The following is a 20415-nucleotide window of genomic DNA, read 5'->3' on the forward strand; positions in this document are numbered from 1 at the left end:
GGCCGTTCGGCCGAGCCGTCGAGGACCGGGCCGTGCCTAGGCTGCACGCGTGATCCCCGACGCCCTCCGTCCGCTGTGGACGGCCCCCCGACCCCCCGGCGCGCCCGCGCGGGTCTGGCGGGACTGGGTGCTGGTCGGGCTGCTGCTGCCCGCCGCCGTGCTCGAGGCCCTCCAGCGGCACGACGTGGCGTGGATGCCCGCGTCCTTCGTGATCGCCGTCGTGACCGTCCTTGCGCTGCTGTGGCGACGGACGCACCCGCTCGCCGTGGTCGTCGTCGTGTTCGGCAGCCTCGCGGTCGTCGACGCGGCGGCCCTGGTGGCCGGCGTGGGCGAGTGGGGGCTTTTCACCTCGGCATGCATCCTCCTGCTGCCGTACGCGCTGGCCCGGTGGGGGAGCGGACGCGAGATCGTCCTCGGGCTGGGCGTCGTCGCGATCGCCCTGGCGCTCGGGATCGCCGGTCACTGGACGGGCATCGGCGACGCCATCCTCGAGGCCGTGTTCCTGCTCTCGCCGGCCGCGATCGGCGCGTGGGTCCGGTACGGCGCCACGTCGCGGGTCCGCGAGCAGGAGCAGGGCCGGCTGCGCGAGCGCGAGCAGCTCGCCAGGGAGCTGCACGACACGGTCGCCCACCACGTCTCCGCGATCGCGGTCCGTGCCCAGGCGGGTCGGGTGGTGGCGGCGACGAACCCCGACGCGGCCGTCGACGCCCTGCGGGTCATCGAGACCGAGGCCTCTCGGGCGCTGACCGAGATGCGGCTCATGGTCGGCGCCCTGCGCGACGGCGGTGCCCCGGAGCTGGCCCCGCAGCAGGGCGTCGCGGACATCGAGCGGCTCGCGCGCGCCGTCGGCGGCCCGCCCCGCGTCGAGCTCGAGCTCTCGGGGGACCTGGACGACCTGCGCCCCGCCGTCGGCGTCGCGGTCTACCGCCTGGCGCAGGAGTCGATCACGAACGCGCTGCGCCACGCCCGGCACGCCTCACGGATCGACGTCCGCCTCGTGGGGGACGACGACTGCGTGCGGCTGACCGTCGAGGACGACGGCGAGATCCAGGCACGCAGCGGGACCGGGTACGGGCTGGTCGGGATGACCGAGCGCGCGACCCTGCTCGGCGGCACCCTCGCCGCGGGGCCGGGCACGGACCGCGGCTGGACGGTCGCCGCGGTCCTGCCGCGAGAGGGGGCGGTCCGATGAGGACCCGCCGAGGCGGCAACGGCCGTCCGACGAGGACGGGTGCGTGCCGATGACGATCCGGGTGCTGGTGGCCGACGACCAGGAGATCGTCCGCACGGGCCTGGCGATGATCCTCGCCGCGCAGCCCGGGATCGAGGTGGTGGCCCAGGTCGCCGACGGGCGCCAGGCGGTCGCCCGGGCGCGCGAGCTGCGGCCCGACGTGTGCCTGCTCGACATCCGGATGCCGGAGATGGACGGCATCGAGGCGACGCGACGGCTGGCCGGCCCCGACGTCGCCGACCCGCTCGCGGTCGTCGTCATCACGACGTTCGACCTCGACGAGTACGTGCACGGCGCGCTCCGGGCCGGCGCCCGGGGGTTCCTGCTGAAGGACGCCGGCCCCGAGCTGCTGGTGCAGGCGGTGCACGCGGCGGCCGCCGGCGACGCGCTGATCGCGCCGAACGTCACGGTCCGCCTGCTCGCGGCGTTCGCGGCGGGTGGGGACGGTCGGCCGCCGGCCCAGCCCATCGCCCCGCTCACCGTCCGCGAGGAGGAGGTGCTGGTCACGGTCGCGCGGGGGAAGACGAACTCCGAGATCGCCGAGGAGCTCCGCATCAGCCTCGGCACCGTGAAGACCCACCTCGGCAGCCTCATGGACAAGCTCGGTGCCCGGAACCGGGTGGAGCTCGCGATGTGGGCCTACGAGACGGGCCGCATGGCGCGCTAGCCGGCGAGCGCCTCGCGCACCAGCGGCGCGACCTGCGTGCCCAGCAGCTCGATGGAGCGCAGCGACTCCGCCTGCGGGACCCCGGAGAGGTCCATCTGGAACGACTGCCGGTCGTGGTGCAGCACCTCGTGCAGGGCGACGATCCGCTCGGCGACCTGCTCGGGCTCGCCGACGAAGTACGCGCCGCCGCGCGCCGCCTGCGACTCGTAGGAGATGCGGTTGGGCATCGGGAAGCCGCGCTCGGCCGAGATCTTGCTCATCGACGCCAGCCAGTACGGGTAGAAGAAGTCCCGGGCCGCCTTGCCGTCCTGCGCGAAGAACCCCATGCCGGCGACCGACACGAAGCGGTCGGCGGAGTCGTGCCCGGACTCGGCGTGCGCGCGACGGTAGAGGTCGACCAGCGGCGCGAACTGGGCGGGCTGGCCGCCGATGATCGCGTAGCTGATGGGCAGCCCGAGCACCCCGGCGCGCACCGACGACTGCGGGTTGCCGCCCGTGGCCACGGCGATGCGCAGGTGCTGGCCGCGACCGGGGTGGTCGAAGGGGCGGGGGAGGACCAGGGCGTCGTCGAGCGCGGGCCGGAAGCGGCCGCTCCACGTCACGCGCTCCTGCGAGTCGAGCCGCAGGAGCAGCTGGATCTTTTCGTCGTAGAGGTCGTCGTAGTCGTCGAGCGACGCCCCGAACAGGGGGTACGACTCGATGAAGGAGCCGCGGCCGGCGAGCAGCTCGACGCGTCCCTCGGAGATCAGGTCCATCGTGGCGAACTGCTGGTACACGCGGACGGGGTCCTCGGTGGACAGGACCGTCACGGCGCTGCCGACGGTGAGCCGGGACGTCTGCGCGAGGGCCGCGGCGATGACCGTGGACGGCGACGAGATGGCGTAGTCGGGCCGGTGGTGCTCGCCGATCCCGACGTAGTCGAGGCCGACCTCCTCGGCGAGCCGGATCCGTTCGAGCACCTCGCGGAGGCGCTGACCGGGGGAGACCTGGACCCCGGTGGTGGGGTCGGGGTGGACGTCGCCGAACGTGTACAGGCCGAGTTCCATGCCCGTGCGAACGCACCGACCGCGCAGCCTGTTCCCGCGTTCCCGCAGGTGAGGGTGCTGCCCCAGGTCACCGCCATGGGCGCGCGAAGTGAATCGTTTTCCTGTGAGTCGGCCAGGTGAACGTCCGGTCACGATGTGGTCACGGTCACAGAGCAGAGTTGACTTTCGATTAGTAAGGAAGGTCTACTAACAAACGTGACAGCGACCACGCAGCCCCTCGCGGCAGCCCGCGGAGTCGGTCGGGCACTGCGCCCGACCGGCAAGGTGCTGCCCGAGCACGCTCGTGCGCACAACCGGTCGCTCGTCCTCGCGCACCTGTTCCACAGCGGGACCGCGTCCCGCGCCGACATCGCCCGCAGCACCGGCCTGACCCGCGTCACGGTGTCCGGCCTGGTGGCCGACCTCATCGCCGAGGGGCTGGTCGAGGACCTCGGTATCCGCGTCGAGGGCAAGGTCGGCAAGCCGGCCACGCTCGTCGGGATGCGGACCGCGGACTTCCAGATCATCGCCGTCGACCTGACCGACGACTCGCGCCTGCTGGGGGCCGTGATGACCCTCGTCGGTGGCGTCGTCGACCGCCGCTCGGTCGCCCTGGAGGGCCGCACGGGCGACGCCGCGGCCGACCTGCTCGAGAGCCTCTGCCGCGACCTGCTGGCCGCCGCGACCCGTCCGGTCATCGGCGTCGGCATCGCGTCGCCCGGTGTCATCGACCTGGCGGGCACGGTCGTCCAGGCGCCGAACCGGGGCTGGTACGACCTCCCGCTCGCCGCGAACCTCACGCGGGCGCTGGGCGTGCCCGTGCACGTCGCCAACGACGCCAACACCCGCGCGCTCGGCGAGTTCACCTACGGCTCCGCCGCCGGGTCGGGCTGCATGGTGCTCACGGTCGGGGAGGGCGTCGGCGCCGGGATCGTCGTCGACGGCGCGCTCGTGCTCGGCCGCCACCACGCCGCCGGCGAGATCGGCCACGTGACCGTCGTCGACGGGGACGTGCGCGACGAGCCCCCGCTCGACTGCGCGTGCGGCCGCTCAGGCTGCCTCGAGACCGTGCTGAGCGTCCCGGCCCTGCGCCGACGGACCGCCGGTCTGTCCCGCGAAGACTCCGACGCCGCGCTGGCGTCGGTCGGACGGCTGCTGGGCATCGCCCTGGCGCCCGTCGTCAGTGCGCTCGACCTCGCCGAGGTCCTGTTCTCCGGTCCGCCGGAGCTGCTGGACGGACCTCTGCGCGACTCGGCGCTCGCCACCATCCGTGCGCGGACCATGCCCGTCATCGGGCACGGCCTCGCCATGCGGATGGGATCCCTCGACGAGGACGGGGCTCTCGCTGGTGCGGCAGTCCTGGTCCTGTCGGGCCAGCTGGGGGTCTCGTGACGACCCCCAGCCGGCCCCTTGCAGGTCGGAAGAAACCCCCGGCGACGCCGTCCGGCGCTCGTCTCGTTCACGGGAGGAACCCCAACGTGAAGATCCTACGTTTCGCGGCCGTCGGCGTGGCCGCCGCGCTCACGCTCGCGGCCTGCGGCTCCGGCGACGACGCAGGCGACGACGCCAGCGCTCCCGCCGGTACGCCCGAGCCCGCCACGATCAAGCTGTGGCTCAACGGCACGGACACCCCGCAGGCGCTGCGCGACTACCTCACCACGACCTTCGAGTCGGAGAACCCCGGCTCGAAGCTCGTCATCGAGGAGCAGGACTGGAGCGGGCTCGTCCCGCGTCTGCAGACCGCGCTCGCCTCGGAGGACCAGACCCCCGACCTGGTCGAGATCGGCAACACGCAGTCGCCGACCTTCACCTACGCCGGTGCCTTCGCCGACATCTCGGACATGTACGACGAGCTGGGCGGCGAGAAGCTCCTCCAGGGCTTCGTCGACGCCGGTAGCGCGGACGACAAGTTCTACGCCGCCCCGTACTACTCCGGCGCGCGCGCCGTGTTCTACAACAAGGACGCCTTCGCCGCGGCCGGGGTCGAGGTTCCGACCACGCTCGAGGAGTTCACCGAGGTCGCGAAGAAGCTGCAGACGGACACGCAGTCCGGCTTCTGGCTGCCCGGCCAGGACTGGTACAACGGCGCGGCCTGGATCTACACCAACGGCGGCGACCTCGCGGTCAAGGACGGCGACTCCTGGAAGGGCGCGCTCTCCTCGCCCGAGTCGGTCAAGGGCCTCGAGGAGGTCCAGGACCTGTTCCAGAACGCCACGCACGCCCCGGCCGACAGCGACTCGAACGAGCCGTGGGTCCCGTTCAACGCGGGCCAGGCGGCCATGTTCTCCGCGCCGACGTGGGCGCGGTGGAGCATCGACCTGCCCGCCTGCAACAAGGGCGTCGCGGCCGACGACAAGTCGGACGCGGCCAAGGCGCTGCTCGCCGAGCAGCAGGCCTGCAACGAGGAGCACACCGGTGTCTTCCCGCTGCCGGGTCTCGACGCCGGTTCGTACGCGAACGGCTTCGCGGGCGGCTCGAACATCGCCGTCGCGGCGAAGTCCAAGCACCCTGAGCTGGCCAAGAGCCTCCTGAAGATCATCTTCACGGAGGAGTTCCAGAACCAGCTGGGCCAGAACGGCCTCATCCCGGGCAACACGGAGTACGCCGCCTCCATGGGCGACGACGTGTACGCCCAGGCCGCTGTCGCCGCCGCGCTCAACGCCAAGCTCACGCCGGCGGCCGAGAAGTGGGCCGACGTCGAGGGCGACCGCATCCTGGAGGACTTCTTCCAGAAGCTCGCCACCGGTGCGGACGTCAAGGAGAGCGCCGCCGCGACGGACAAGCTCCTCGAGGACGCGCTGAACTGATCCGGCTCCGGTCGGCCGCCTCCCCACCCGGGACGCGGCCGGCCGGGACCTGGATCGGCCGGACGACCTTCGGCCGATCTCCCGCTCGACGATCACGGTCCGCCGATCCTCGATCGGCCGACCACCTGATCCGGGCACGACCGGGCCTGCCGACGCAGGCCGGCCCGGTCGTGCCACCAGACAGGAGTTCCCCATGGCAGCCTCTGCCCCCGCGCTGCAGCAGGACGACGACGTCGCCGTCGCCTTCCCGCGCCGCCGCCGACGCAAGCTCGGCGTGTACGGCCTGCTCGTCCCGGCCGCCGTCCTCATGGGCGTCGCCCTCGGCTACCCGCTGATCCGCCAGTTCGTCATCTCCTTCCAGGAGTACGGCCTGCGCCAGCAGTTCGGTCAGCCCGCCGAGTGGGTCGGCCTCCAGAACTACGTCGACCTCCTGACCGACCCCTACGTGTGGGCGGTCATCGGGCGCTCGATCGCCTTCTGCCTGGTCAACGCGGCCGTGACGATGCTCATCGGCATCGCGTTCGCCGTCCTCATGTCGCGGATCGGCACGGCCTCGCGCATCACGCTGCAGGTCTCTCTCCTGCTGGCGTGGGGCACCCCCGTGCTCGCGTCGATGACGGTCTGGCAGTGGCTGTTCGACTCGCAGTACGGCGTCATCAACTGGGTCCTGGCGAACGTCTTCGGCCTCGAGGACATGGCCGGGCACTCGTGGATCATCCAGCCGCTGTCGTTCTACTTCGTCGCGACGGTCATCGTCGTGTGGATGTCCGTGCCGTTCGTCGCGTTCTCCGTCTACGCCGGCCTGCTCCAGGTACCGGAGGAGACGATGGAGGCCGCCCAGCTCGACGGCGCCTCGTCGCGCCAGCGGTTCTGGAACATCACGATGCCGATGATCCGGCCGGTGCTCTCGATCGTGCTGCTGCTGCAGGTGATCTGGGACCTCAAGGTGTTCACGCAGATCTACGTGCTCCAGCGGGCCGGCGCGCCGACGCGCGAGACCAACCTGCTGGGCACCCTCATCTACTCCTACGCCAAGGAGTTCTCGCTGGCCGGCGCGCTCGCCACGATCATGCTGGTGCTGACGCTCGCCCTCACCGGGTTCTACATCCGGCAGATGCTGAAGGAGGACGAGCTGTGAGCGCCGTCGACGTCCCGGCACCCGCGCCGCAGGCCACGCCGAGCGAGATCCCGCTCCGCAGGGCGACGAAGTCGTCCGAGGCCGGCCGCGCGCAGTCCCGCGGCGGCCGCCGCGCCCTGGGCGCGCTCGCGATCGTCCTCGCGGTCCTGTGGGTGTTCCCCATCTACTGGATGATCAACAGCGCGTTCCTGCCGCTCAACAAGCTGCAGACGCCGGACCCGACGTTCTTCCCGCTGGGCGGCACGCTGTCGAACTTCCGGCGGGTGCTGAACGACCCGACGTTCTGGGCCGCGATGCGCATCTCGCTGGCGGTCGTCGTCATCGTCCTGATCGCCGCGCTGATCTTCGCGTTCCTGGCCGCGCTCGCCGTGAGCCGGTTCCGGTTCCGTGGCCGCAAGGGCTTCATCCTCACCATCCTCGTGGTGCAGATGATCCCGGCCGAGGGGCTGTTCATCTCGCAGTACCAGATGCTCGACGGCTGGAACCTGGTCAACAAGGTCGCCGGCCTGGCGCTCGTCTACACCGCGGCGATCCTGCCGTTCACCATCTGGATGCTGCGCGGGTTCGTCGCCGGGGTGCCGATCGAGCTCGAGGAGGCCGGCATGGTCGACGGGCTGTCGCGCACGGGCGCCTTCTTCCGCATCACGTTCCCGCTGCTGGCGCCCGGCCTGGTCGCCGCCGGCGTGTACGGGTTCCTGCAGGCGTGGAACGAGTACACCCTGGCGCTCGTCGTCATGACCGACCCGTCGCAGCGCACGCTGCCGCTCTGGCTGCAGGGGCTCGTCGAGTCCAACCGCGCCACCGACTGGGGCGTCGTCATGGCCGGCTCGGCGCTCATCGCGATCCCCGTCATCGTGTTCTTCCTGTTCGTCCAGAACAAGATGACGTCCGGGCTCGTCGCGGGTGCGGTGAAGGGCTGACGTGAGCGCGCAGGGGATCCCGACGCCGCAGGGGCGGGCGTCGGACGGGAACGCACGTCCGTGGTCCGTCGGGCTGGACGTCGGCGGCACCAAGGTGCTCGGCGTCCTGCTGGACGCCGACGGCGTCGCTCGGCACCAGCTGCGCTCGGCCACGGCGGACGGCGCCGACGGCGTGGTCGACACGATCGTCGGCGTGGTCGAGGAGCTCGCCGCGAGCGCCGGCGTGCCGGTCGCCGAGCTGGCGGGGGTGGGGATCGGCCTGCCCGGCGTCGTCGACGCGGCCGACGGCACCGTCGAGCATGCGGTCAACCTCGGCATCGAGCGCCGCACGCCACTCGCGGCGCTCGTCTCCGCGCGGCTGGGCCTGCCCGTCCGGGTGGAGAACGACCTCACCGTCGCCGTCGTCGGCGCCGCGCACACGGTCGACGGTCGCCGCGCGGCCGCCGACGCCGACGTCGTGCACGACCTCGCGTTCCTCGCGCTCGGCACGGGGCTCGCCGCGGGCCTGCTGCTCGAGGGCCGCCTGCGTCGCGGCTCGACGGGCGGAGCGGGGGAGATCGGGCACCTGACGCTGGTCCCCGGGGGCCTGCCCTGCAAGTGCGGGCAGCTCGGCTGCCTCGAGCAGTACGCCTCGGGCTCCGCGCTCGACGCCGCGTGGCCCAGCCGATACGGGCGGCCCGCGCCGGAGGAGCTCTTCGTCGCGGCGGAGGCGGGCGACGCCCGGGCCGTCGAGATCCGGGACCAGTTCGCCTGGGCCGTCGCGGCGGCCGTGCGGATCCTGGTCCTGACCTGCGACGTCGAGCTGGTCGTCATCGGCGGCGGCGTCAGCGCGCTGGGGCAGCCGCTGCTGCGGGCGGTGAAGGCGGAGCTGGAGCGCGAGGCGCAGGCGTCGCCGTTCCTCGCCTCGATGGGGCTTGCCAAGCGCGTCAGCCTCGCGCCCGCCGACGTGCCGGTCGGCGCCGTCGGTGCCGCGCTGCTGGGCAGAGGGGAGTACATCTGATGGAGGTCGTCATCGCACCCGGCTCCGAGCTGGGTCGGCTCGCCGCCGCGGCGATCGAGCAGCTGGTGCGCGCGCAGCCCGACGCGGTCCTGGGCCTGGCGACGGGCTCGAGCCCGCTCGCCGTCTACGACGAGCTCGCGCGCCGCTACACCGAGCACGGCCTCTCGTTCGCCCGCACCCGGGCGTTCATGCTCGACGAGTACGTGGGCCTCGCCGCGGACCACCCCGAGCGGTACCGGAACGTCATCGAGACCGAGATCGCCTCCCGCGTCGACTTCGCGCCGGGCGCCGTGCAGGGGCCCGACGGGCTCGCCGAGGACCTGGTCGCGGCCTGCGCGGCCTACGAGGACGCGATCGCGGCGGTCGGCGGCGTCGACCTGCAGCTCCTCGGCATCGGCACGGACGGGCACATCGCCTTCAACGAGCCGGGGTCGTCGCTGGCCTCGCGCACGCGCATCAAGACGCTCACGCGCCAGACGCGCGAGGACAACGCCCGGTTCTTCGGCGGCGACATCGACCAGGTGCCGCAGCACTGCCTCACCCAGGGCCTCGCGACGATCATGGCGGCGCGCCACCTCGTCCTGCTGGCCACCGGCCGGGGCAAGGCCGAGGCCGTGCACCAGCTGGTCGAGGGACCCGTCAGCGCCATGTGGCCGGCGACGATCCTGCAGCACCACCCGCACGTCACGGTGCTCGTCGACGACGCCGCGGCGAGCCGCCTGCAGCTCGCCGACTACTACCGCGAGACCTTCGCGTCGAAGCCGGCCTGGCAGGGTCTCTGAGGCTGTTCGGCGGGCGCTCGGTGACCTTCCGCACCCCGGACGGACCGGGGTCGTGTCGGCCCTGCGACGTACACTCGTCGCCATGAGCGAGCCCCTGCCTCCGAGCACCGGACCCGACGACCCGTTCTCTTCGGACCCGGGGACGTCGACCAGCGTGCTGGAGCGCGAGGAGACCGTCGAGCAGGTCGAGCCGGGGGACCACGAGCGGTTCGCGCACTACGTGCGCAAGGAGAAGATCCTCGACTCCGCGCTGAGCGGCAAGCCCGTGATCGCGCTGTGCGGCAAGGTCTGGGTGCCGGGCCGGGACCCGAACAAGTTCCCCGTCTGCCCCGTGTGCAAGGAGATCTACGAGGGTCTTCGTGAGCCGCAGGACGGCGACAAGAACGAGGGCGGCAAGGGCTCCGGCGGCGGTCGGAAGTGGGGCTTCGGCCGCAACCCCGGCAGCGGCGGCGCGTGACGGCGGCCCCGCGCCCGTCCTCCCTCCCGTCGACCCACGCGTCCTCGTCCGCGGCCTCCCAGCTGCCGCCGGCGTTCCCCGCGCGTGCGCCGTGGGGGACGGCGGGCAAGCTGCGCGCCTGGCAGGCCGAGGCGATCGAGCACTACCGGACGTCCAACCCGCGTGACTTCCTCGCCGTGGCCACGCCGGGCGCCGGCAAGACGACGTTCGCCCTGCGCATCGCGACCGAGCTGCTCGAGGCCAAGCTCGTGCGCCGTGTCACGGTCGTCGCGCCGACGGAGCACCTCAAGCGGCAGTGGGCCGACGCCGCGGCGCGCGTGGGCATCACGCTCGACCCCAACTTCAGCAACGCCCAGGGGCGGCACGGCCACGGGTTCGACGGCGTCGCCGTGACCTACGCCCAGGTGGCCAGCAAGCCCGCGCTGCACGCCGCGCGGACGGCGGGCGCCCCCACCCTGGTGATCCTCGACGAGGTGCACCACGGCGGTGACGCGCTGTCGTGGGGCGACGCGGTGCGCGAGGCGTTCGAGGGTGCCACGCGCCGGCTCGCCCTGACCGGGACGCCGTTCCGTTCCGACACCGCGGCGATCCCCTTCGTGCGGTACGACCGCGACCACCAGGGCATCCGCCGCAGCGTCGCGGACTACACCTACGGCTACGGCGACGCGCTGCGCGACCACGTCGTACGGCCGGTGATCTTCCTGTCCTACAGCGGGTCGATGCGCTGGCGGACCAAGGCGGGGGACGAGATCAGCGCCCGGCTGGGGGAGCCGCTGACCAAGGACATCACCGCGCAGGCGTGGCGCACGGCGCTCGACCCGAACGGCGAGTGGATCCCGAGCGTGCTCGCGGCCGCCGACCGCCGGCTGTCCGAGGTGCGGCGCGCGATCCCCGACGCGGGCGCGATGGTGATCGCGACCGACCAGACGGACGCCCGGGCGTACGCGGGCCACCTCGCCCGGATCACCGGGAAGTCGCCCACCGTCGTGCTGTCGGACGACGACGGCGCGAGCGACCGGATCGACGAGTTCTCCGCGGGCGACTCCCGCTGGCTGGTCGCCGTCCGCATGGTCTCGGAAGGGGTCGACGTGCCGCGGCTGGCGGTCGGCGTGTACGCCACGAGCACGGCCACACCGCTGTTCTTCGCGCAGGCCGTCGGCCGGTTCGTGCGCGCGCGGCGCCGGGGCGAGACGGCCTCGGTGTTCCTGCCCAGCGTCCCGCAGCTGCTCGCCCTGGCCCACACGCTCGAGCTCGAGCGCGACCACGCCCTGGACCGGCCCAAGACGCTCGAGGAGCAGGGCGTCGACGTCGGTCTGGACGACGACGCGCTGGCCGAGGCGAACCGGGAGCGCAACGGACCGGACGAGCTCGGGCCGGACGGCAAGCAGGGCGCGTTCGAGGCCCTCGAGGCGCAGGCGTCGTTCGACCGCGTGCTGTTCGACGGCGGCGAGTTCGGCACGGGCGCGGAGATGGGCTCCGAGGAGGAGCTCGACTTCCTGGGCCTGCCCGGGCTGCTCGACGCCGACCAGGTCTCCGCACTGCTGCGCCAGCGTCAGGCCGACCAGATCAGCGGCCGGAAGAACGCCCCCGAGGCGCTGGCCGAGATGGACCACCGCAAGCAGGCCGAGCTGCGCAAGGAGCTGTCGCAGCTGGTGGGTGCCTGGGCGCGCAAGAGCGGGCAGCCGCACGGCTCGGTGCACAACGAGCTGCGACGCCGGTGCGGCGGGCCCGAGGTGGCCCTCGCGGATCCCGACCAGCTCACCGCCCGCGTCGCCATGGTGCGCGGGTGGTTCGTCGGCAAGCGTTGACGGGCGGCTTCCTCGACCTGTCGATGTGCCGACCGCCTCGACTCTCTCCTGCTCGTGGGATGGCGCGGCCGACCGTCGAGCGGCCCGCACCCACGTCCTTCCGGCTGCCGCATCCGTGACAGAACGGCACTGTCGCGGGACCATCACCACGTCGGCTCGTGGCAGGAAACGGTCCGACGTCTGCACTCCTCGTCGCGCCGCAGGCCCGATCCCGGCCGGCTCCGCTCGGTGTCCACCGGAGGAATCCGCCATGCGAAAGATCGTCGTGTACATGTTGTTGTCCCTCGACGGGGTCGCCGAGGAGCCCGACAGGTTCATCACCGCCTGGGACGACGAGCTGGACGCCAACCTCGCCGCCGTGATCGCGACGCAGGACGCGGTCATCCTCGGTCGGCGCAGCTACGACGAGTGGGCGAAGTACTGGCCGGGAAGCACGATCCAGCCGTTCGCGGACTTCATCAACGGGGTCACCAAGTACGTCGCGACCTCGACACCGCTCGACCGGGAGTGGGTCAACGCGACCGCTGTCGACGGCGGTCTCGTGGAGTTCGTCCGAGAGCTGAAGGACCGGCCGGGAGGCGACATCGGCGTCCATGCCAGCATCACGCTCGCGCAGACCCTGCTCGCCGCGGGCGTCGTCGACGAGCTCAGGCTCGTGATCGCGCCCGCGGTCGCCGGTCCCGGAAGACGGCTGCTCGAGGGACTGCCACCGGCCCGGCTCGACATGATCCACACCACCTCCTCGCCGACCGGCCACCTGCTGGTGGACTACCGCGTCGTCGGGTGACGCGACGCGTCGTGGTGGACCAGGGCCGGGTCGCGCCCGGTGGGCTTCCGAGAGCCTCGCGCGTACATCCGGGATCAGCTCGCCGCAAGGTGCATCTCACCATGCGGACGCGATCGTAGAGGGTAAAACCCCAGGTCACAGCGCTGGACGCGCGACCACATAGCATTTCGGTTCACCCGCGCAACTTTTCCCTCGACGTGCCGAGAGCGGATTTCCCTGCCAGATTTGTTCTGTGACACACGGCGCCGGGTACCCCCGGATGCCGGACGGTGACCACAGATCGAAAGGGTCAACCATGCCTACCTGGCTCATCCTCATCCTTGTCGGTGTCGTACTCGTCGTCCTCGGCGTCGCGACCAACATCGGAACCTGGCTCATCTGGATCGGCGTGATCGTGCTCGTGGTCAGCCTCATCCTCGGGCTGGTCGGTCGGGGCCGCTCGCGCGCCTAGCCAGGGTCAGGTGACGACCGGGCGTGCTGACCGCCGCCCCCCCGCACCGGATCGACCCTCCCGCCGCGCGGACCCTGACGGGAGCGCGCGGCGCGCAGTCCGCAGTACCGACGCTGCGGCTCGGGCCCCTCAGTCCCCGAGCCGCAGCGTCACGGTCGGCACCGCTGCCTCGTCGGCAGACAGCCGCCGCGCCCCGCGCGGCAGCTCGTCTCGCGAGGCGCGGTGCCTTTCCGTCGCATGGCGCACGCCGTCCTGGCCTACCCAGCGCGGGTCGACCACGCCGTCCTCGACGAGCGGGACGTGCAGCGGGCGCAGGGAGGCGTCCCCGGGCGACCAGCCTCGGACGTCGTCGTCGGCGCCGACGACCAGCACCTCCTCGACCGCCCGGCCGTCGGTGCCCAGCCGCCGGGCCGCCGCCTTGCGGCCACCCACGCTGATCTTGCCCCGCGCGGCCTTGGCCACCGGGGCGAGCACCCCGTCGGCACCCTCGCGTGCGACGAGCTTGTAGACCATCCCGCACGTCGGCGCCCCGGATCCGGTGACCACGGATGTGCCGACGCCGTAGCTGTCCACCGGGGCGACGGCCAGCGCGGCGATGGCGTACTCGTCCAGGTCGGACGTCACCGTGATCTTCGTGCTCCGTGCGCCCGCCTCGTCCAGCTGGGCGCGGACTTCGTGCGCGAGGACGCCGAGGTCGCCGGAGTCGAGCCGCACCGCCCCGAGGCCGGGACCGGCGGCGGCCAGGGCCAGCTCGACGCCGCGGCGCACGTCGTAGGTGTCCACCAGCAGGGTGGTCCCGACGCCCTGGGCGGCGACCTGCGCGGCGAACGCGGCCGCCTCGTCGTCGTGCAGGAGCGTGAACGCGTGCGCCGCCGTGCCGATGGTGGGCAGACCGTAGCGCCGCCCGGCCTCGAGGTTCGAGGTGCCGACGAAACCCGCGACGACCGCCGCGCGCGCCGCCGCGACCGCCGCCTCCTCGTGCGCCCGACGCGAGCCCATCTCCAGGACGGGCCGGTCGACGGCGGCGCTGGTCATCCGGGACGCGGCGGACGCGACCGCCGAGTCGTAGTTGAGGATCGAGAGCACGAGCGTCTCCAGCAGGACCGCCTCCGCGAAGCTGCCCTCGACCACCATGACGGGCGACGAGGGGAAGAAGGCCTCACCCTCGGCGTACCCGACGATCGAGCCGGTGAACCGGTACTCGGACAGGTAGGCCAGCGTCGCGTCGTCGACGACGCCGACCTGCGCCAGCCAGTCGAGCTCGGCGGCGCCGAACCGGAACCGCTCGAGCGACTCGAGCACGCGGCCGGTGCCGGCCAGCACCCCGTACCGCCGGCCGGGGGGGAGCCGTCGCGTGAACACCTCGAAGACGCACCGTCGGTGCGCGGTGCCGTCGGCCAGCGCGGCCTGCAGCATGGTGAGCTCGTAGCGGTCGGTCAGGAGCGCGGCGCTGGGCGCCTGCGGGGCCGTCATGGCCCCAACGTAGGCGGGCGGGGGTCCGCGCGCGTGCCCGACCTGGCCGTCCCGCGCCTACAGTGGGCGCGTGCCAGTGCAGACCCTCCCCGACGCCAGCGTCGAGGAGGCTCAGGAGGCCGCGGTCGCCGACCCGTGGGTGACGATCGTGTGGAACGACCCGGTCAACCTCATGAGCTACGTGACGTACGTGTTCGAGTCGTACTTCGGTCATCCGCGCGAGAAGGCCGAGCGGCTCATGCGCCAGGTCCACGAACAGGGCCGGGCGGTGGTCTCGACGGGATCGCTCGAGGCGATGGAGGTCGATGTGCAGGCGATGCACGGGTTCGGGCTCTGGGCGACGCTGCAGCGCAGCGGGCAGTGATGCGGGGCTTCAGGCGTCGCCGGGGGATGTACGCCGCGCGGCTGGACGACGACGAGCGGGAGGTGATCGCCGCCCTCGTCGCGGACGTGGCCGAGCTGCTGGGAGCCGGCCGCCTCGAGGCGCCCGACGACAGCACCGTGCGCGCCGGAGACGGCTCGCCGCGCATGAGCATGGAGCCGCTGACGCCGCCGTCCGATCCCGCGGTGCGCCGGCTGCTGCCCGACGCCTCCCGCGACGACCCGGAGGTCGCCGCCGAGTTCCGCCGGCTCACCGAGGACGACCTGCGCGCGGACAAGATCGCACGGCTGACCCGGCTGTGGGTCGCACTGACCACGCCGACCGAGGGCTGGCGGGCGGACGCGTTCGTCGTGGACCCCGACGACGCGAAGGACGTCGCGGCCTCGATCACGGACCTGCGGCTGGTGCTCGCGGAACGCCTGGACATCCGTACCGACGAGCAGGCGGAGCGGCTGTACGACGCGCTCCTGGCCGCCCCGCAGGCGGATGTCGAGGACGTCCCCGAGGCGCTCGACCCGGCGGCCCGCCGCTACCTCGTCGCCGTGTACGGCGCGCTGAGCTGGTTGCAGGAGTCGCTGGTCGAGGTCTTGCTGCACGACCTGCGCGCCTCCGGGCGCCGGGCGGGACCGTGACCGCGCAGCGGTTAGGCTCGTCCGCGTGAACGACGCCCCTCTCGGCATCTTCGACTCCGGCGTCGGTGGCCTCACCGTGGCGCGGTCGATCCTCGACCAGCTGCCGCACGAGTCCACCCTCTACATCGGGGACACCCTCAACACCCCCTACGGCAGCAAGCCGCTCGCCGCGGTGCGCGCGCACGCGCTCGAGGTGATGGACGACCTGGTCGACGCGGGCGTGAAGCTGCTGGTCATCGCGTGCAACACGGCGTCGTCGGCCATGCTGCGCGACGCCCGCGAGCGGTACACGCTGCGTCGCGGCATCCCCGTCGTCGAGGTGATCCTCCCCGCGGCCCGCCGCGCCGTCGCGGCCACCCGGTCCGGCCGGATCGGGGTCATCGCGACGAAGTCGACGGTCGAGTCGCGCTCGTACGACGACGCCTTCGCCGTGGCCCCCGGCGTCGAGCTGACCACCCAGGCCTGCCCGCAGTTCGTCCAGCTGGTCGAGGCGGGCATCACATCCGGCCCCGAGGTCCTCGCCGTGGCCCACGAGTACCTCGACCCGGTCCGCGCGGCCGGCGTGGACACCCTGGTCCTCGGCTGCACGCACTACCCTCTGCTCACGGGCGCCATCTCCTACGTCATGGGCGAGGAGGTCACGCTGGTGTCGAGCGCCGAGGAGACGGCCAAGGACGTCTACCGCACCCTGGTCGCGCACGACCTGGAGCGCGACCCGGCGGCCGGTCCGCCCACCCACCGCTTCCTGGCCACGGGTGACCCGACGCAGTTCCGCACCCTCGCGCGACGCTTCCTCGGCCCGGAGGTCGAAGCCGTCGAGTCCAGCTCGGTGCTGCGGTGAGGCTCACGGTCCTCGGCTCCGCCGGGTCGTTCCCCGGCCCCGACTCCGCCGCGTCCGGCTACCTGGTGCAGGCCGACGACGCGGACGGTCGCACCTGGACGGTGCTGCTCGACCTCGGCAACGGAGCACTGAGCGCGCTGCAGCGGTTCGGCGACCCCATGGCGCTCGACGCGATCGGGCTGTCCCACCTGCACGCGGACCACGTGGCGGACATGGCGGTCCTCAACGTGATGCTCCGGTACCACCCGGACGGCCCGCGCGCGCCCGTCGCCGTGCACGGCCCGGTGGGCACCGCCGAGCGGCTCGACCAGCTGGTCGGCAAGGACCCCGCCACGAGCACGGACGAGCAGTTCGTCGTGTCGGAGTGGGCCGTGGGTTCCCCCGTGGTCGTCGGGCCTCTGGTGCTGGAGCCGGTGCCGGTGAACCACCCCGTCCCCGCCTTCGGCATCCGCGTCACCGGGCCGAGCGATGCCGATCCTGCCCGCGCCGTGACGCTCGCCTACAGCGGCGACACCGACGCGTGCCCCGGGCTCGACACCCTCGCCGACGGCGTCGACCTCCTCCTCGCCGAGGCGGGTTTCCTGGACGGGCGCGACGACGCCCTGCGCGGCATCCACCTGAGCGGGCGGCGGGCCGGTGAGGCCGCGGCGCGCGGGGGCGCTCACCGCCTGGTCCTCACGCACATCCCCGCCTGGAACGACCCCGCCGTCGCGCTGGCGGAGGCGTCCGCCGTGTACGACGGCCCGATCGAGCTGGCCCGCCCGGGCGGCGTCCACGTCCTCTAGCCCACGACGTCCGCACTCAAGAGGGTCCTGACCCACAGGAGTGCGGACGTACGCGGAGTCCTGGCCGGTCTCGACCTGCGGAGGGCGGACGTCGTCGGGACGTGTCGGGGCGCGCGGTTAGGCTCGTCCGCATGACTTCTGCTCCCACCACCACTCCCGTCGCGCGCGTGCGCGCCGACGGCCGCGCCGCCGACGAGCTCCGTCCCGTGACCCTGACCCGCGGGTTCCTCGAGGCGGGCGAGGGCAGCGTCCTCGTCGAGTTCGGCGGCACCAAGGTGCTCTGCGTGGCGTCCTTCACGCCGGGCGTGCCGCGCTGGAAGAAGGGGTCCGGCGAGGGCTGGGTCACGGCCGAGTACTCGATGCTCCCGCGCGCGACGTCCAGCCGGTCCGACCGCGAGTCGGTCAAGGGGCGCATCGGCGGCCGCACGCACGAGATCTCCCGCCTCATCGGCCGCTCGCTGCGCGCGATCATCGACGTCTCGGCGCTGGGCGAGAACACGATCGTGCTCGACTGCGACGTCCTGCAGGCCGACGGCGGCACCCGCACGGCGTCGATCACCGGCGCCTACGTCGCGCTGGCCGACGCGGTCGCGTGGGCGGTCGAGAACAAGCACATCCCCAAGAACAAGGTGGTCCTGCGGGACTCGGTCGCCGCGGTGAGCGTCGGCATCGTCGACGGCCTGCCCGTGCTGGACCTCCCGTACGTCGAGGACGTCCGCGCCGAGACCGACATGAACGTCGTGGTCACCGGCTCGGGCACGTTCGTCGAGGTCCAGGGCACCGCCGAGCACGTGCCGTTCGACCGCGCGGAGCTCGACTCGCTCCTCGACCTCGCGGTCGCGGGCACCGCGCAGCTCACCGCGCTGCAGGTCGCGGCGCTGGCGTCGGCCCCCGGCGACGGGTCGGCCACCCGGTCCCAGCGGTGAGCCTCCCGGCGGGCGCGCGGCTCGTCCTGGCCACGCACAACGCGCACAAGGTCGGAGAGCTGCGCGCGATCCTCGGGCCGGTGCTGCCGGGCCTCGACCCCGCGTCGGTCGTCGGCGCCCGTGACGTCGGGGCCCCCGAGCCGGTCGAGGACGGGCTGACGTTCGCGGACAACGCGCTCCTCAAGGCGCGGGCGCTCGCGGCGTTCACGGGCCTGCCCGCGGTCGCGGACGACTCGGGGCTGGCGGTCGACGTCCTCGGCGGCGCGCCCGGCATCTTCTCGGCGCGCTGGGCCGGCAAGCACGGCGACGACGCGGCGAACCTGGCGCTGCTGCTCGCGCAGCTGGCCGACATCGCCTCTCCGCACCGCGGTGCCCGCTTCGTGTGCGCGGCCGCGCTGGTGACGCCCGACGGGTTCGAGCACGTCGAGACCGGCACGCTCGAGGGCACCCTCGCGACGGAGCCGCGCGGCGCGGGCGGGTTCGGGTACGACCCGATCCTCGTGCCGACGGGTGAGACCCGGTCGTGCGCGGAGCTGACGCCGGAGGAGAAGAACGCGATCAGCCACCGCGGCACGGCCTTCCGCGCGCTGGTCCCCACGCTCGCGCGGGTGCTCGGCGGATGACCTGCGGTGAGTGAGGCCAACCCATCGGTCGACGTCCAGCTCGTCGCCGACGCCGTCACCTACGGCTATCCCGGCCACGCCGTGCTCGACCGCATCGACCTGACGGTCAGCGCGGGGGACCGGGTCGGGATCGTCGGCGAGAACGGCGCCGGGAAGACGACGCTGCTCCGTGTGCTGGCCGGCGACCTCGCACCCCAGGCGGGGACGGTGCGCCGCACCGGCACGCTGGCGTCGGTCGAGCAGGAGCTCGACGCACCCAGCGCGGCGACGGTCGGCACGTTCGTCGCCGAGGCGCTGGCCGGCGTGCGAGACGCCGCCGCGGAGCTGGAGGCGGCGATCGCCGCGTTCGACCACGAGTCGGGGGAGATCTCCCGGCTCACCGCCGCCGTCGCGAGGTACGAGCACCTGGCCGCGTGGGACGCCGACCGCCGGGTCGACGAGGCGCTCACGCGGTTCGGCGCCCCGCGGGACCCGGACCGTCGCCTGGACCAGCTGAGCGTCGGGGAGCGGTACCGCGTGCGGCTCGCCTGCCGGATCGGGGAGCGCGCCGACCTCCTGCTGCTCGACGAGCCGACCAACCACCTCGACGTCGCGGGCATCGACTACCTCACCGCGCAGCTGCGCCAGTGGCCCGGCGCCGTCGTCATCGTCACGCACGACCGCCGCCTGCTCGACGACGTGATGACGGCGATCCTCGACCTGGACCCCGCGATGGACGGGCGGCCGGCGCTGTACGGGGCGACCAGGTACTCGGACTACCGGTTCCTCAAGAGCCAGATGGTCCGGCGCTGGCGTGCGCGGTACCGGGCCGAGCGCAAGCGGGCGATCGCGCTGGCCGAGCGGCTCGACTCGACGTACGAGAACCTCTCGGACGAGTGGCGTCCGCCCAAGGGCTCCCAGACCCACCGGCGGGCCACCCGGGCGCGCGGGCACGTGAAGGCGGCGGACCGGCTGATCCAGAAGCTCGAGGCCGAGGCAGTCGAGGTACCCGCCCCGCCGCTCGTCCTCTCGTTCCCCGACCTGCCGTCGCTGCCCGCCGAGCCACAGCCCGGGCCCCTGCTCGACCTGCGTGCACCGCTCGTCGTGGGGCGGCTCGACCTGGCCGGCATGCGGATCGACGTCCCGGCCTGCGGGCGGCTGCTCGTCACCGGGCCCAACGGCTCGGGCAAGTCGACGCTCCTGGCCGCCCTCGCCGGATCGGTCGCGCTCGACCGCGGGGTCCGCACGATCGCCCCCGGGGTCCGGCTCGGCGTGCTGGCCCAGGAGGGTCCGACCGAGCACGCGGCCGCCGTCGTCGCGCACCCGCGGGCCGCGGGCGTGGCCGAGCAGCTCTCGGGGTTCGACGCCTACGCCCGGCACGCGCTGACGCTGCTCGAGGCCTCGTTGCTCGATCCCGCCCAGCTGGTCCCCGTCGCGGCGCTCGGGCTGCTCACCGAGGAGGACCTCGACCGCCCGCTGCGCGAGCTGTCCGTGGGGCAGCGCCGCCGGTTCGACCTGGCGTGCGCGCTGCTCGCCGCGCCGCACGTGCTGATCCTCGACGAGCCGACCAACCACCTGTCGGTCGGTCTCGTCGACGAGCTCACGGCCGCACTGCGCGCGACGTCCGCCGCGGTCGTCGTCGCGACCCACGACCGCCGCATGCGCGCCGACCTGGCGGACTGGCCCGAGCTCAGCCTCTGA

General features: G+C 73.2%; 21 protein-coding genes. 19 read left to right on the plus strand and 2 right to left on the minus strand.

Annotated features, from left to right (window positions below):
* Positions 1–49 precede the first annotated feature (49 nt).
* Together ACXJKA_RS14425 and ACXJKA_RS14430 are read left to right on the plus strand one after the other, a co-directional pair.
* Positions 50–1192 carry a sensor histidine kinase gene (locus tag ACXJKA_RS14425; RefSeq protein ID WP_456825901.1) on the plus strand — a complete coding sequence of 381 codons (1143 nt, stop codon included), beginning with the start codon at positions 50–52 and terminating at the stop codon, positions 1190–1192.
* A 49-nt stretch (positions 1193–1241) separates the two neighbouring features.
* On the plus strand, positions 1242–1898 hold the full coding sequence (locus tag ACXJKA_RS14430) for a response regulator (RefSeq protein ID WP_456825954.1): 657 nt from the start codon (positions 1242–1244) through the stop codon (positions 1896–1898).
* On the opposite strand, the gene ACXJKA_RS14435 is transcribed toward ACXJKA_RS14430, so the two are convergent.
* Positions 1895–2944 carry an LLM class flavin-dependent oxidoreductase gene (locus ACXJKA_RS14435; protein WP_456825902.1) on the minus strand — a complete coding sequence of 350 codons (1050 nt, stop codon included), beginning with the start codon at positions 2942–2944 and terminating at the stop codon, positions 1895–1897. The two genes, ACXJKA_RS14430 and ACXJKA_RS14435, sit on opposite strands and share 4 nt — an antisense overlap.
* 195 nt (positions 2945–3139) lie before the next feature.
* On the opposite strand from ACXJKA_RS14435, the gene ACXJKA_RS14440 reads away from it, so the two are divergent.
* The 10 genes from ACXJKA_RS14440 to ACXJKA_RS14485 all read left to right on the plus strand — a co-directional run bounded on the left by ACXJKA_RS14440 (position 3140) and on the right by ACXJKA_RS14485 (position 13073).
* A complete protein-coding gene (locus tag ACXJKA_RS14440) occupies positions 3140–4315 on the plus strand; it encodes an ROK family transcriptional regulator (protein WP_456825903.1) in 1176 nt (391 codons plus the stop codon).
* An 86-nt stretch (positions 4316–4401) separates the two neighbouring features.
* The gene (locus ACXJKA_RS14445; RefSeq protein ID WP_456825904.1) at positions 4402–5730 is read left to right on the plus strand and encodes an extracellular solute-binding protein; all 1329 of its coding nucleotides are present in this window, start codon (positions 4402–4404) and stop codon (positions 5728–5730) included.
* Between the two features lie 193 nt (positions 5731–5923).
* Positions 5924–6868: a carbohydrate ABC transporter permease gene (locus ACXJKA_RS14450; protein ID WP_456825905.1), complete on the plus strand. Its 945-nt coding sequence runs from the start codon at positions 5924–5926 to the stop codon at positions 6866–6868.
* Positions 6869–6915: 47 nt separating this feature from the next.
* On the plus strand, positions 6916–7788 hold the full coding sequence (locus tag ACXJKA_RS14455; protein WP_456825955.1) for a carbohydrate ABC transporter permease: 873 nt from the start codon (positions 6916–6918) through the stop codon (positions 7786–7788).
* A 1-nt stretch (position 7789) separates the two neighbouring features.
* Positions 7790–8788 carry an ROK family protein gene (locus tag ACXJKA_RS14460; protein ID WP_456825906.1) on the plus strand — a complete coding sequence of 333 codons (999 nt, stop codon included), beginning with the start codon at positions 7790–7792 and terminating at the stop codon, positions 8786–8788.
* Positions 8788–9570, plus strand: a complete 783-nt coding sequence (gene nagB / locus ACXJKA_RS14465; RefSeq protein ID WP_456825907.1) for a glucosamine-6-phosphate deaminase — start codon at positions 8788–8790, stop codon at positions 9568–9570. The genes ACXJKA_RS14460 and nagB overlap by 1 nt, the downstream gene beginning before the upstream one ends.
* An 82-nt stretch (positions 9571–9652) precedes the next feature.
* Positions 9653–10027: a DUF3039 domain-containing protein gene (locus ACXJKA_RS14470; protein ID WP_456825908.1), complete on the plus strand. Its 375-nt coding sequence runs from the start codon at positions 9653–9655 to the stop codon at positions 10025–10027.
* Positions 10024–11835, plus strand: a complete 1812-nt coding sequence (locus ACXJKA_RS14475) for a DEAD/DEAH box helicase (RefSeq protein ID WP_456825909.1) — start codon at positions 10024–10026, stop codon at positions 11833–11835. Before ACXJKA_RS14470 ends, ACXJKA_RS14475 begins: the two co-directional genes overlap by 4 nt.
* A 250-nt stretch (positions 11836–12085) precedes the next feature.
* On the plus strand, positions 12086–12622 hold the full coding sequence (locus ACXJKA_RS14480; RefSeq protein ID WP_456825910.1) for a dihydrofolate reductase family protein: 537 nt from the start codon (positions 12086–12088) through the stop codon (positions 12620–12622).
* A 295-nt stretch (positions 12623–12917) separates the two neighbouring features.
* A complete protein-coding gene (locus ACXJKA_RS14485; RefSeq protein WP_456825911.1) occupies positions 12918–13073 on the plus strand; it encodes a hypothetical protein in 156 nt (51 codons plus the stop codon).
* A 129-nt stretch (positions 13074–13202) separates the two neighbouring features.
* Here the strand turns inward: ACXJKA_RS14485 and ACXJKA_RS14490 are convergent, their stop codons facing one another.
* A complete protein-coding gene (locus ACXJKA_RS14490; protein WP_456825912.1) occupies positions 13203–14546 on the minus strand; it encodes a nicotinate phosphoribosyltransferase in 1344 nt (447 codons plus the stop codon).
* A gap of 70 nt (positions 14547–14616) precedes the next feature.
* Here ACXJKA_RS14490 and clpS point away from each other — a divergent pair, with 70 nt between their 5' ends.
* The 7 genes from clpS (at position 14617) to ACXJKA_RS14525 (ending at position 20415) form a co-directional block, all read left to right on the plus strand.
* Positions 14617–14910, plus strand: a complete 294-nt coding sequence (gene clpS, locus ACXJKA_RS14495; protein WP_456825913.1) for an ATP-dependent Clp protease adapter ClpS — start codon at positions 14617–14619, stop codon at positions 14908–14910.
* On the plus strand, positions 14910–15560 hold the full coding sequence (locus ACXJKA_RS14500; RefSeq protein WP_456825914.1) for a DUF2017 domain-containing protein: 651 nt from the start codon (positions 14910–14912) through the stop codon (positions 15558–15560). Before clpS ends, ACXJKA_RS14500 begins: the two co-directional genes overlap by 1 nt.
* Positions 15561–15585: 25 nt before the next feature.
* Positions 15586–16401, plus strand: coding sequence for a glutamate racemase (gene murI, locus ACXJKA_RS14505; protein WP_456825915.1), 816 nt, complete (start codon positions 15586–15588; stop codon positions 16399–16401).
* Complete coding sequence (locus tag ACXJKA_RS14510; protein WP_456825916.1) at positions 16398–17186, plus strand: MBL fold metallo-hydrolase; 789 nt, start codon at positions 16398–16400, stop codon at positions 17184–17186. The genes murI and ACXJKA_RS14510 overlap by 4 nt, the downstream gene beginning before the upstream one ends.
* A 131-nt stretch (positions 17187–17317) precedes the next feature.
* Complete coding sequence (gene rph / locus ACXJKA_RS14515; RefSeq protein ID WP_456825917.1) at positions 17318–18112, plus strand: ribonuclease PH; 795 nt, start codon at positions 17318–17320, stop codon at positions 18110–18112.
* Positions 18109–18735: an RdgB/HAM1 family non-canonical purine NTP pyrophosphatase gene (gene rdgB / locus ACXJKA_RS14520; protein ID WP_456825918.1), complete on the plus strand. Its 627-nt coding sequence runs from the start codon at positions 18109–18111 to the stop codon at positions 18733–18735. The genes rph and rdgB overlap by 4 nt, the downstream gene beginning before the upstream one ends.
* 6 nt (positions 18736–18741) lie before the next feature.
* A complete protein-coding gene (locus ACXJKA_RS14525) occupies positions 18742–20415 on the plus strand; it encodes an ABC-F family ATP-binding cassette domain-containing protein (RefSeq protein ID WP_456825919.1) in 1674 nt (557 codons plus the stop codon).

The organism is Cellulomonas sp. P5_E12 (genome assembly GCF_054049315.1).